The organism is Pseudomonas sp. AM4(2022), assembly GCF_036346515.1.
Taxonomy (GTDB): Bacteria; Pseudomonadota; Gammaproteobacteria; order Pseudomonadales; family Pseudomonadaceae; genus Aquipseudomonas; species Aquipseudomonas paracarnis.
Window position 1 is genome coordinate 156,108 of the sequence record NZ_JAOTNW010000003.1, and the last position, 12,404, is coordinate 168,511.

The following is a 12,404-nucleotide window of genomic DNA, read 5'->3' on the forward strand; positions in this document are numbered from 1 at the left end:
TCGCGCTGGGCATCTTTGTAGCTGATTGGCTCGAAGCATTCCAGTGGTGGCGGATTATGCCCCAAGCGCGTGGTTTATAGGGTTAGTCGTCACATTCCATCAGATTGGGCAGGAGAAACACCATGCAAGCAGCACAACATTACCGCTGGGGCTTCAAGGCTGCGGCGCTGTTACTGATCAGCAGCGTGCTGAGCGGTTGCGGCATCAACAACATCCCCACGCTGGACGAACAGGCCAAGGCCGCCTGGGGCCAGGTGCAGAACCAGTACCAGCGCCGTGCCGACCTTATCCCCAACCTGGTGGAAACGGTGAAGGCGTATGCCGCCCACGAACAAGAGACCCTCACCGCGGTGATTGAAGCGCGGGCCAAGGCCACCTCGATCCAGGTAGATGCCAGCACCCTGGACAACCCCGAGAAACTCAAGCAGTTCCAGCAAGCCCAGGATGGTCTGAGCGGCGCACTCAGTCGTTTGATGGTGGTGTCTGAGCGTTACCCGGACCTGAAGGCCAACCAGAACTTCCTGGCCTTGCAATCGCAACTTGAAGGCACCGAGAACCGTATCGCTGTGTCTCGCCGTGACTTTATCCAGGCCGTACAGGCTTACAACACCGAGATCCGTACTTTCCCGGGCCGCCTGTGGCACAGCGTGATGTACAGCGACTTGCCGATCCGCGCCACGTTTGAAGCCACTAGCGCCGATGCCGATAAAGCGCCGCAAGTGAAGTTCAAATAAGGCTGCACTGAGGTGTCGATGCGTTTATTACGGATAGGCCTGGCGCTGTGGCTGTTGGCCTGTGTGGGCGCGGCCCAGGCGGCGCTGACCTTCCCGGCGCTGACCGGCCGGGTGGTGGACAGCGCGCAGATGATCGACCCGGCGGTGCGCGAGCAACTGACCCAGCAATTGCAGGCGCTGGAGCAAACCTCGGGCGACCAGCTGGTGGTGGTCACCGTGCCCGACCTGCAAGGCGTGCCCATTGAGGACTACGGTTATCAATTGGGCCGCCAGTGGGGCATTGGCCAGAAGGGCAAGGACAACGGCGCGCTGTTGATCGTTGCCCGTGATGACCGCCAGTTGCGCATCGAAGTCGGCTATGGCCTGGAAGGCGTGCTGACGGATGCGCAATCCTGGGTGATCATCAACCAGGTGATCCTGCCCAAGTTCAAGGCCGGTAATTTCAGCCAGGGCATCAGCGACGGCGTGGCCGCCATGATCCAGGTGGTGGGCGGTGAGCCCTTGGCGGTGCCGGCCCATGTGGCGGATGCGAACTTCGCCATGGATAATCCCGGTTTTTCCATCGGCCTGTTTATTCTGCTGATCGGCGTGTTGTGGTTGTGCAATCGCATGGGCTTGCCGGTGGGCGCTATCCTGCTGGCGATTCTCAACAGCAGCGGGCGCGGCGGCGGTGGGGGCGGCGGTGGCGGTGGTTTCCGCGGCGGCGGCGGTGGCTTTGGCGGTGGTGGGGCTTCGGGCAGCTGGTAATGACAATAACGAGAATAGAGCATCTACAACCATGGCATTACTGACTGAACACGAGCAGCGCCAAGTCGCCGAAGCGATCGCCCGGGTCGAGAAAACCACCGACGCGGAGTTGGTCACCGTGCTGGCGGCGCGCGCCGACGACTACGCCTACATTCCGTTGCTGTGGGCGAGCTTGATCGCGTTGGTGGTGCCGGGCGTGGTGCATTACCTGTCGGGCTACTTGACCATGTACACCTTGCTGGTGGCGCAGTGGGCGACGTTCATTGTGCTGTGCCTGGTGTTCCGCTTGCCCAAGGTCACCACCCGGCTGATTCCGCGTTCGGTACGTCACTGGCGTGCGTCCAACCTGGCGCGGCGGCAGTTTCTGGAGCAGAACCTGCACCACACAGTAGGCAGCACCGGGGTGCTGATTTTTGTCAGCGAGGCCGAGCGGTATGTGGAGATCCTGGTGGATGACGGGATTTCCAAGCGCCTGGATGACAGCAATTGGGACGCCATTGTCCAGGCGTTTACCCAGCAGGTGAAACAGGGGCAGACGCTCGCCGGGTTCATCGCCTGCGTTGAAGCTTGTGGCGAGTTGCTCAAGGTGCATGTGCCCGTTACCCAAACCCGCAACGAACTGCCCAATCGCCTGGTCGTACTCGAATAACTGCTTTCTGTAGGAGCGAGCTTGCTCGCGAAAAACTTTCAGACGCCGCGTTCATTCAGGACACCCGCGTTATCGTTGACGTTTTTCGCGAGCAAGCTCGCTCCTACACAAGGCAGCATCCTTATTCGGGTTGATTGACCGTTGATCAAATAACCCCGTGCCCTGAACCCCCATCCCGCCTAAAATGCCCGGCATTCTTTACCCGAGGCGTTTTTGTTCATGTCCGTCACCGCTCAACCTGCCCGCCCTGCGCCGGATCATCATGCCCAGTTCATCGAACTGTTGAGCGCAAGCTTGGCCCAGAACGCTTTTATCAAGCTGGTGCTGGCCAAGTACGTCGGTGAGGAAGCCGAGTTGCAGCGGCTGATCATCAAGCCGGTGGTCGTCAAGGACCAGCCTTGCCTGTCGTTCGTCTATCGCTACAAGACCCGCGACATCACCAAGAACTTTCCCTTGGCCGACGGTGTGGCGGCGATCGGCGAGCTGTTGCCCAGCTCGTTCAAGAACGCGCACTTGCTGGCGCTGACCGACGAAGCCCAGTTGGAATACAGCAAGAAGAACAAAAGCTCGCTGTTCAAAAGCAAACCGCAGCAACTGCGCGAGGCGCCTTCGGCAGAGCATAACCGCGAAAAAAATCGCTTCCTCGACCTGAGCCGACCTTTCCTCGCCGACCTGGGCGTGACCGACGCCAAGCAGGCGCTGATCCCCTCGATGTCGCGCAAGTGGAAGCAGATCAACAAGTTCATCGAAGTGTTCAGCCATGCGCTGACGTCGTCGCCGTTGCAGCTCGACCGCCCGGTGCGCGTCGCTGATTTCGGCTCGGGCAAGGGCTACCTGACCTTCGCTATTCACGATTACCTGCGCAATACCCTCAAGGCCGAGGGCGAGGTCACCGGTGTCGAGTTGCGTGAAGACATGGTCACCCTGTGCAACAGCGCCGCTGCGCGCCTGGAGCATCCGGGGCTGGTGTTCAAATGCGGCGATGTACGCAGCGTGGCGCCCAGTGAGCTGGACGTGATGATTGCCTTGCATGCCTGCGACATCGCCACCGACTACGCGATCCACACCGGCATCCGTTCCGGTGCGTCGATTATCATGTGTTCGCCGTGCTGCCACAAACAGATCCGCCTGCAGATCCAGAGCCCGGCGTTGCTCAAGCCGATGCTGCAATACGGCCTGCACCTGGGCCAGCAGGCGGAAATGGTCACCGACAGCCTGCGTGCATTGTTCCTTGAAGCCTGTGGCTATGAGACCAAGGTGTTCGAGTTCATCTCGCTGGAACACACCAACAAGAACAAGATGATCCTGGCGGTCAAACGTGCCGAGCCTGTGGACAACGCGCAGCTATTGGCAAAAATCCAGGAACTCAAGGCGTTCTATCACATCACCGAGCACTGCCTGGAAACCCTGTTGCGCGGGGATGGCTACCTGGCCTGAAAGGGGTGCGGTTCCCTGTGGGAGCTTGCTCCCGTGACGGCTCCGGCGGCCAGCGCATATCTACCTGACGCCCCGCGATCCAAATGTGGGAGCGGGCTTGCTCGCGAAGGCGGCCTGGCAGTCAACACCGTTGGATTGTGTGTATATCCATTCATGCGGTAACGGCCGCTTAGGGTTCCGCCTGACGGCGGGTCACTTTGGAAAAGCCCCAAAGTAACCAAAGGGCTCTTGCCCCACCACTCGGCACCTCGCCTAGGCTCGGTGTGCCCGTAATCCGCCAGTGATTTGGGGGGCCGCCGCCACGCGCCATCCATGGCGCGGGGCGGCTAAACCGGCATCCCTGCCGGTTTACCCCCCAAATCCCTGTCGAATTCCGGCCAGCGTGGTTTAACGGGGCGCCTGAGATCAAAAGCAGATCAAGATCAAGATCAAGGTCAAGAGCGACTCGCTTCGCATCGTGGTTACCGTCGACCGTTACAGCGTTGTGTAGATACCTATGGCTATCGCAGGCAAGCCAGCTCCCACAGTTGGAATGCGTGCGTGGTTAGAAGAACCGCGTCACGCTGATCTTCGCATCCCGCCCCTTGGTGTAGGCCCGATCACCGCTCAAGGCTGGGCGGAAGTTTTTGTTGAACAGGTTGTCCACCGTGAAGTTCACCTCGGTGCCTTTGAGGTACGCCTGCTGCGGTGTCCATTTGGCGAACAGGCCCTGGGTGTTGTAGCGCTTGTTGCCGTACTGGTCGTAGAACAGATCGCCGATGCTGGAGCCCGGGCCGCCCGAGTATTTGTCGCTGGGCAGGCGGTCGGTGGCGCCGATGAATTGGCCCATCCAGCCCACCTGGGCATCCCAGGCCGGGATATGGGTACCCAGTACCAGCACCCATTTGGTCGGCGGAATATCCCGCGCTGCCACGTCCGGGCCCCAGGGGTTGGTGTAGGCACCTTGGTGCTGGCCCTTGGCATAGGCGAACGACACCGAGCCAAACAGGTAGGTGGAGTTGTAGATCGACTCGAGTTCGACGCCCTTGATGGTCAGGCTGCCGATATTGCGGTAGTTGGACGCAGGCCCTGGCGGGCAAGCTGAAGCGATGCTGCCGCCATTGACAGCCTGGTTCTGGCAGCCCACGCCGGTGGCCTTGAAGATCTCGTCTTCGACCTTGTTGTGGAACAGGGTGGTGCGCAGTTGCAGGTTATCGTCCTGGGCGATCAGGTTGTCGAAGCTGGTGATGTTGCCCAGGGTGATCGAGGTGATGCGCTCCGGGTCCAGGTCGACGCTGGTGGCGGTGCGACTGCCCACGCCCTGCACTTCGTATTGTTCGTCGATCACCGGGGCGCGCCAGGTCTGGCTCCAGTTGGCGAACATCCCCACATTCGGCGTCACGGTCCAGAACAGCGCCAGGCGTGGCGACCAGCCGGTGTAGGTGCGGTCGCTGTAGTCGTGACCCACTGCCGGGCTGGCGTTGTTGTAGTAGGGCGCATCGTTGCCTTCGCCGCGGTTGCGCACATGGTCATAGCGCAGGGACGGTGTGATCGTCACGTCGCCCAACGTCACCGCGTCCTGGATAAAGAAGCTGTTGGTATCGACCTTGCCGTGGGGCATGAAGCCCGGCTGGAAGTGCCCGTAGTTGTAGCGCGGTGTGTTGTAGGTGGCGCCGGGCATCCACATTTCGGTTTCGCGGGTGTGCTTGCGGATTTGCCCGCCGACCGTCACGGCATGCTGCAAGGGGCCGGTGTCGAACAGGCTGACGTTGCGGATGTCCAGGAGCTTGTCGGTGTAGGCGGTGTCCATCTTGCGCCCGCCGGTGGCCAACTGGAAAAACGCCGTGGCGTCACGCTCATCGGTCTGCTCGGTGTTGGACTGGGAGTACTTGATGGTTAAGTCCACCAGCGGATTGTCCAGCGGCTGGTATTCATACTTGCCCGACCAGGTGGTGTCTACCGTGTCACGGTGGGCGAGGAAACGCTTCAACGCGCCTTCGTAGCCGTAGCGGTCGATGTTGAACTGGGTTGGCGGCGTGGGGTAGCTGGCGGCGGAAAACGGGGTCCAGCGGTTGCTGTGGGAGCGCGAGTACGACAGCCCGACACTGTGCTCATCGGTAAAGTGTGCGTTGGCCTTGAACAGCTTGCCGTCCACATCCTGGGCACTGTTGGGCAGGCGCTGAGGGTTGATCGGGTACTCATTGTTGTCGTTGGGCAACTTGGCGGCCACTTTCATATCGCCGCCGTCGCGTTGGGTCAGGTAGGCCAGCGCATCGAAACGGCCGTCGTCGGTACGGCCATACACGGCACTGCTGTAGACCTGCTCATGGTCGTTGCTGGAGTAGCCATATTTGAGCATCGCACCGCTGTTGCGGCCGTCCTTGAGCAGGTCCGGGGCGTCCTTGGTGACCATGTTGACCGTGCCGCCGAAGCCGCCATTACCGGTGAAAGGCGAGTTGGGGCCTTTTTCCACTTCGATGCGCTTGATCAGCTCGGGCTCGATAAACACCGTGCCTTGCTGGTAACGCTCAAAGCCCGTCTTGGTGGCGCCGTCGACGGTCAGCGGTACGTCTTCGGCATCGCCGAAACCGCGGATGTTGATGGTTTGGCCACCGGGTTTCAAGGAGCCGCCCTGGCTGACACCGGGCAAGGTCTGCAACAGGCTGGGGATGTTATTGGACTGGTAGCGGTCGATGTCGGCCTGGGTCAGGGTGGAGCGGTTGACGGTGCTGGCGTTCACCTCGTTGCCGGTGCCGATCACGCTCAAGGTGTCCAACTGGATTGCGCCACCGGTGGTGGTTTTACCCTCATCGGGGCGCACCACGTAGGTACTGCCGACCTTGAGCAGGATGAGTTCACCGTTTTTGAGCAGGGAGCGAATGGCCACTTCCGGGGTGTAGTCACCGTTAAGCGCTGGGGCCTGCACGTTCTTGAGCAGGGTTTCATCGAACAGCAGCTGGATTTTCGCCTGTTGGGCCACCTGGCTCAGGGACGTGGCCAGCGACTGGGCCGGCAGGTGCAGCTTGAACGACTCGGCTTCGGCGCTGAGGCTCAAGGCCAGGCACGTAGCCATGAGTGTCGGTCGAAGAAACAGGTGCGAAGCGTGACAAGGCGCGCGAAACATGAAATCCCCCGGAGCGGCTAAATAGCCAAAAAGGTGTGCGTATCAAACACAGACGGGAGGAAGACGGGGCAGGCAAAAAAAACCACACATGCGAATGCAAAATATTCTCATGTGTGGTGTTGCTGCCTATTTGCTCGGCTCGATTCTTATATTGCCATCAGCCGAGAGCACGGTTTTCACCGGCAACAGCGCGGGCAAGGCATTGAGCAGGGCGTCCGGGTCATTCACATCCAGGTTGCCCGAAACCTTGAGTTGCGCCACGGCCTTGCTTACCTGCAACGGCGCCTGTGGACGGTACAGGCTCAGTTCGTCGATCAGGCTGGCCAGCTCGCGATTGCGAAACGACAAGTGCCCGCTGCGCCAATCGGCGACCTCTTCGGCGCTGAGGCTTTGTGGTTGCACGGTGCCTTTGGTGTAGTTGTATGAGGCCCGTTGCTGGGCGCCGAGCAGGGTGACGGGGCTTTTGCCATTTGGCTCGAAAGCGACCTGGCCATGGGCAACGCTGACCACCAATTGCTGCTGCCCGCGGCGTACATCGAAAGCGGTGCCCACCACCCGTACGCTCGACTCGCCGGCTTGCACGTAGAGGGGGCGTTCCTTGTCGGCGGCCACTTCGATGTACAACTGGCCTTTGTCCAGGTGCAGCACCCGTTGATGGGCGCTGAAGTTCACGCGGATATGGGTGTTGGCATTCACATACAAGGTACTGCCATCCGGCAGATTCAACGTGCGCATGCCCTTGGCTTGGGTGGCAACCTGGCTGTGATACAGCTCGCGCGGTGCGCCGATAGAGGTCGCCAACACGGCGCACACCAAGGCAGCGGCCACCGCCAGGGCAGGGCGCCACAAGGCGGGCTTGCGCTTGGGCAGTGCCAGCGGTTTGTTCAGTTGTTGCAACTGGGCGAGGTCGGCCCACAGCTGTTCGAATTCGGCATAGGCGCGCGCATGGGCGGGCACCGCCTGCCAGGCGGCAAAGGCTTTACGGTCGGCGCGGCTTACTTCGTTGCGGTTGCGTGCAAACCAACTGGCGGCTTGGGCGTCGATGCAATCGCTCGCTTGGCTGTCCAGCGCGTCTGTGTCGCTCGGGCGGTTCATTCTGGCTGCTCCGTGCCGGTGTCGGGTTGAAGGCGTCGCTTGCAGTGCAGCAGGGCAAAGGCGATGTGCTTTTCCACCATGCTGGTGGAGATGCCCATGCGCGTTGCGATCTGCGCCTGGCTCAAGCCTTCGAAGCGGTGCAGCATAAGGGCTTCTCGCCGGCGCGGCGAGAGTTCGGCGAGGACTTCTTTCAACTGTTCCAGGCGTTGCAGGCGAAGGGCGGCGGCCATAGGGTCGTTGTGCTCGTCGGTGACCGGCTCGGCATCCATTTCGGCGTGATCAGGGTGGACGGTTTGCCGTACCTTCTGTTTGCGCCAGTGATCGCGCAGCAGGTTGCGTGCCATCTGGAACAGAAACGCCCGTGGCTGCTCGACCTTGGCCCGGTCGCGGTAGCCCAGCCATTGGGTAAACACATCCTGGGCCATGTCCGCCGCGTCGCTGGCGTTGTCCGTGCGTTTACGCAGGAAATACAGGATATCTGCATAGAACCCGCGACAGGCATCGGCCGACGACGGGTCGGGCTGGGGACGAGACATGGATATCCTTCTTGACGAAGCACGACGTGGAAAAATCGCGAATGATATCGAGAACTATTGTCATTTGTCTCCAGCTAAATAGATCTCCCGTGTTTGGCTGGAAAAAATTGGGGCATGGCCTTTAATCCTACAAGTTTGGGAGCGATATCCCACTCAAAGGAGAAAGTCATGGCTGGATGGTATGAGTTGAGTAAAAGCAGTAATGGGCAGTTTCGTTTTGTGCTTAAGGCGGCGAACGCAGAAACCATATTGACCAGCGAGCTTTACACCACCCGCGGTGCTGCTGAAACCGGCATTGCTTCAGTGCAGGCCAACAGCTCACATGATGAACGTTATGAGAAAAAAGTGGCCAGCAACGGCCAACCGTTCTTCAACCTCAAGGCTGCCAATCATCAAGTGATCGGCAGCAGCGAGCAGTACACCTCTACAGCCGCACGAGACAATGGCATTGCCAGCGTCAAGACCAATGGTCCCAGTGTCACTATCAAGGACAAGACCTGACAGTCGTGCAAGAAGACCTGCGCCCCGGCTCGCGAGAGCCGGGGCGTTTTTACACCGATGACAGCAACGCTTTGAGCTGTCCGATCCCTGCCTCACCCAACGGGAACACCGGCAAGCGCGGATTACCCACCTCCAACCCGGTCAAGCGCAACCCGGCCTTGATCGTCGCCGGCAGCCCGCCTTTGAGGATGAATTGCAGCAAGGGCAACTGCCGGTAGAACAGCTCCCGCGCCTTGTTCAAATCATCGGCCAGTACGGCCTGATACAAGCTTAGGTTCAGTTGCGGGATCAGGTTCGGCGCCGCGGTGCACCAGCCTTTGGCGCCAGCCGCGAAGGCTTCCAGCGCCAGCGGGTTGCAGCCGTTGTAGAACGGCACGTCACTCTGCAGCTTCAACTGGTGCATGCGCTGAATGTCGCCAGTGCTCTCCTTGACCATGGTCACGTTCTCGACCTGCTTGAGGATACGCAGGATCAGCTCCACCGACATGTCGGTGCCGCTGGTGGCCGGGTTGTTGTAAAGCATGATCGGCACGCCGATGCTGTCGCCAATCGCGGCGTAGTGAGCGAGGATTTCCGCTTCACTGAGTTTCCAGTACGAGGCTGGCAGCACCATCACCACATCGGCGCCGTGCTCTTCGGCGTAGCGGGCGCGGCGCACGGCCTTGGCGGTGGTCAGGTCGGACACGCTGACAATGGTCGGCACGCGCTTGGCGACTTTCTTGATGCTGTAGGCACTGACTTCATCCCACTCGGCATCGCTCAGGTAAGCGCCTTCGCCCGTGCTGCCCAAGGGCGCGATGGCGTGGACGCCGCTGTTGATCAAGCGGTCGATGGAGCGCCCGAGGGCGTCGAGGTCAACGCGCTCGCCGTCGGCACTGAAGGGGGTGATGGTGTAGCCGATAATGCCGTGAATGGTTGGGTTGGACATGGGAAAAACTCCGGTCGAAAAGGGGGGGCAATCAGTTCAGGCAATCGGCGTGCTTGCGCAGGTTTTGCCGGGCGTAGTAGTTGAACGCGGCGCCGTGGCGCTTGGGCTTGGAGATCCAGTCATGGGCCTCGCGCCCCAGCGCTGGCAGGATCGGTTTGACGGTGCCCGCAGACATCGCCAGCAACTGCAGCTTGGCCGCTCGTTCGATCAACTGCGCAATCACACAGGCTTCTTCGATGCTGGCCCCCGTGGACAACTGCCCGTGGTGCGAGAGCAGGATGGCGCGCTTGTCGCCCAGGGCCGTGGTGATGATTTCCCCTTCTTCATTGCCCACTGGCACGCCGGGCCAGGCCTCCAGAAAAGCGCAGTCTTCGTACAGCGGGCAAAGGTCCATGTGCGACACCTGCAACGGCACTTCCAGCATCGACAGCGCGGCAATGTGCGTGGGGTGTGTGTGGATGATGCAGTTTACATCCGGTCTGCCGCGGTACACCCAGGTGTGAAAACGGTTGGCGGGGTTGGGAATGCCATGGCCTTCCAGTACTTCGAGGTCTTCATTGACCAGCAGCAGGTTGCTGGCGGTGATTTCATCAAAACCCAGGCCCAATTGCTGGGTGTAGTAGGTGCCGGGCGTCGGCCCACGTGCGGTGATCTGCCCGGCCAGGCCGGAGTCGTGGCCGTACTCGAACAGGATCCGGCAGGTCAGTGCCAGCTTTTGCCGGTCGGTCCACGTATTATCTGCCAGGCTGTTTTGCATCTGGCTCAGTGCTTGCTTGACCAGTTGGTCTTTTGGGAGTGCTAATGTCTTGGCCATATCGGTGTCCTTTGGGTGGTTCAATGGACGTCGGATTTGCTGGTCGCCCGCTGCTCGCAAGGTCGTTGGGTGAATGCAAATGACACTAAAGATGCTATATGACACAATGTGTCATTGGCAAGCCTGTCTCATCGCTTTCTGCATGGATTAACCGCAGCACATGTCTATCCGCTTGAAAATATTAAGAAAAAAACTTGGCGTGACCCTGGAGGCCCTGGCCGAAAAATCCGGGATGACCAAGAGTTACCTGTCGAAAGTCGAGCGCGGGCTCAATACGCCCTCCATTGCCGCGGCGTTGAAACTGGCCAAGGCGTTGAACGTGAAGGTCGAAGAACTGTTCAGCGAAGACAACGTCAGCCTCGACAGCTACAGCCTGGTGCGCAGCCACGAGCGGCCCGACACCTCGCCGGGTTATGCGGTGCTGGCCCACCAAGTCAGCGAGCGCAGCCTGTTGCCGTTCATCATCTACCCGCCGGCGGAGTTCACCGACAAGACCTTCAAGGAGCACCTGGGGGAGGAGTTTTTATTCGTGCATGAAGGCCAGGTGGAAGTGGATTTCATGAACGAGCGCGTGCTGTTGGCGCGCGGTGATGCGCTGCATTTCAACGCGCAGAAACCCCACCGGATTCGCTCGGTGGGAGAGGTGCAGGCGCAGTTGCTGGTGGTGGTGCACAGCGCTGAGGAGTGATCCTTCTTACTCATTGAAATGCAGTCAATGTGGGAGCTGGCTTGCCTGCGATAGCGGTGTATCAGTGCCAGATGGGCCAACAGACACGCCGCTATCGCAGGCAAGCCAGCTCCCACATTTTGATCAGCGTTCGACAGGGACTGACAATGCCGGGTTGCCCAGCGGATGAGTACGCGCCGCAAAGAACTTCAGGGTTACGCCACTGCTCTCGAACAGCTCCAGATACCGCCGCTTCTGCTGACGAACAAACCCATCACTGCGCCCCGACACCGAGATCGCCAGGGTGGTGATGCTGGCCTGGCCGATAGCATCCACCAGGTGTTTATCCTGCGGCCCCAAGTCATGGCCGAAGATGCACAGCGCGCCTTCATGGCTCAACAGCTGTTCATAACAGAACGACAGATAATCCGAACTGCGGATACTTTTGAGCTTCTCCTGCACCTTGCCTTCACTGACGAACAGCGGCACATCGTCGAGGGTCTTGATCGTGTTATTGATGGCAAAACTGCTGAGCAGGGTGCTGTCGGTGGACGGCAATTTACGCGCGGTGCCGTCGAGGTTGCGCACCAGGTGCAGGCCGCCGTGCAGGTACAGGATGCGGGGGGTGTCGGTGCGCGTATTGCGCAGGTCGAAGCTTGAGTCGGCGCTGCGAAACAGGTCGTCGATACCCGGTGCGTGCAGGGTCGCCCAGTAGTTGAGCAAGTCGTAGTTACTGGTGAAGACGGTGGCGTAGGTGGCCAGCTCCGCGTTGATCGTCGCCAGCGTCGACGGCTGCACCAGACGCCAAGGAATGTGCACGGCATGAATGGTGTTGATCAGCGCTTCCTTGATCGCGTAGTAACGGTTACGCGGCGCCGCCGAGCTGACCGCCAGGGCCTTGTTGACCCGGCTGGTGGTTTTCAAGGCGCCCAGGGCTTGCTCGAAACTGCGGGTTTGCAAGGCGTCGAACACGCTGAGTTCGGATGGGCTCAGGGGTTTTTCTTCGACAGTACGGGCGTTTTCGAACAGCGAGTCGTAGGCAAAGTCTTCCCAAATCGTGCGGCTGGCGCCGTTGCCGATCAGAATCCCGCTGAAGTCGACGGTAGCGCGCAGGGCACTCCAGTCTTCAAGGTGGGCGTCAATATCCTGGAAATCCTTCATTGCGGCGGGTCTACTCGAAATCGGCTGGGGGG

Annotated in this window: 12 protein-coding genes; 6 read left to right on the plus strand and 6 right to left on the minus strand. The window is 60.2% G+C overall.

Features of this window, described 5'->3' with window-relative positions; all coding sequences use genetic code 11:
* The first annotated feature begins 122 nt into the window (after positions 1 to 122).
* The 4 genes from ODQ19_RS05410 (at position 123) to ODQ19_RS05425 (ending at position 3,567) form a co-directional block, all read left to right on the plus strand.
* Entirely contained in the window at positions 123 to 734 is a 612-nt protein-coding gene (locus tag ODQ19_RS05410; protein WP_078468205.1) for a LemA family protein, read from the plus strand.
* Positions 735 to 752: 18 nt separating this feature from the next.
* The gene (locus ODQ19_RS05415; RefSeq protein WP_330209505.1) at positions 753 to 1,481 is read left to right on the plus strand and encodes a TPM domain-containing protein; all 729 of its coding nucleotides are present in this window, start codon (positions 753 to 755) and stop codon (positions 1,479 to 1,481) included.
* A 31-nt stretch (positions 1,482 to 1,512) separates the two neighbouring features.
* Positions 1,513 to 2,130 (plus strand): TPM domain-containing protein, encoded by a 618-nt coding sequence (locus ODQ19_RS05420; protein WP_034126537.1) that lies wholly within the window; start codon positions 1,513 to 1,515, stop codon positions 2,128 to 2,130.
* Positions 2,131 to 2,349: 219 nt separating this feature from the next.
* Positions 2,350 to 3,567 (plus strand): class I SAM-dependent methyltransferase, encoded by a 1,218-nt coding sequence (locus tag ODQ19_RS05425; RefSeq protein ID WP_330209506.1) that lies wholly within the window; start codon positions 2,350 to 2,352, stop codon positions 3,565 to 3,567.
* Between the two features lie 544 nt (positions 3,568 to 4,111).
* Here ODQ19_RS05425 and ODQ19_RS05430 read toward each other — a convergent pair.
* The 3 genes from ODQ19_RS05430 to ODQ19_RS05440 form a co-directional block, all read right to left on the minus strand.
* Positions 4,112 to 6,670 carry a TonB-dependent receptor gene (locus ODQ19_RS05430; RefSeq protein WP_330209507.1) on the minus strand — a complete coding sequence of 853 codons (2,559 nt, stop codon included), beginning with the start codon at positions 6,668 to 6,670 and terminating at the stop codon, positions 4,112 to 4,114.
* Between the two features lie 126 nt (positions 6,671 to 6,796).
* The gene (locus tag ODQ19_RS05435) at positions 6,797 to 7,765 is read right to left on the minus strand and encodes a FecR family protein (RefSeq protein WP_330209508.1); all 969 of its coding nucleotides are present in this window, start codon (positions 7,763 to 7,765) and stop codon (positions 6,797 to 6,799) included.
* A complete protein-coding gene (locus ODQ19_RS05440) occupies positions 7,762 to 8,301 on the minus strand; it encodes an RNA polymerase sigma factor (protein ID WP_056790450.1) in 540 nt (179 codons plus the stop codon). The genes ODQ19_RS05435 and ODQ19_RS05440 overlap by 4 nt, the downstream gene beginning before the upstream one ends.
* A 168-nt stretch (positions 8,302 to 8,469) precedes the next feature.
* Between ODQ19_RS05440 and ODQ19_RS05445 the strand changes: the two genes are divergently transcribed.
* Positions 8,470 to 8,802 carry a YegP family protein gene (locus ODQ19_RS05445; protein WP_116666909.1) on the plus strand — a complete coding sequence of 111 codons (333 nt, stop codon included), beginning with the start codon at positions 8,470 to 8,472 and terminating at the stop codon, positions 8,800 to 8,802.
* A 49-nt stretch (positions 8,803 to 8,851) separates the two neighbouring features.
* Here the strand turns inward: ODQ19_RS05445 and ODQ19_RS05450 are convergent, their stop codons facing one another.
* Complete coding sequence (locus ODQ19_RS05450) at positions 8,852 to 9,730, minus strand: dihydrodipicolinate synthase family protein (RefSeq protein WP_330209509.1); 879 nt, start codon at positions 9,728 to 9,730, stop codon at positions 8,852 to 8,854.
* A 31-nt stretch (positions 9,731 to 9,761) separates the two neighbouring features.
* Positions 9,762 to 10,544 (minus strand): aldolase, encoded by a 783-nt coding sequence (locus ODQ19_RS05455; RefSeq protein ID WP_116666907.1) that lies wholly within the window; start codon positions 10,542 to 10,544, stop codon positions 9,762 to 9,764.
* 160 nt (positions 10,545 to 10,704) lie between these two features.
* Between ODQ19_RS05455 and ODQ19_RS05460 the strand changes: the two genes are divergently transcribed.
* Positions 10,705 to 11,232 carry a helix-turn-helix domain-containing protein gene (locus tag ODQ19_RS05460; protein ID WP_054898731.1) on the plus strand — a complete coding sequence of 176 codons (528 nt, stop codon included), beginning with the start codon at positions 10,705 to 10,707 and terminating at the stop codon, positions 11,230 to 11,232.
* Between the two features lie 123 nt (positions 11,233 to 11,355).
* Here ODQ19_RS05460 and ODQ19_RS05465 read toward each other — a convergent pair whose 3' ends face one another.
* Positions 11,356 to 12,372, minus strand: coding sequence for a DUF4917 family protein (locus ODQ19_RS05465; protein ID WP_116666906.1), 1,017 nt, complete (start codon positions 12,370 to 12,372; stop codon positions 11,356 to 11,358).
* Positions 12,373 to 12,404 lie beyond the last annotated feature (32 nt).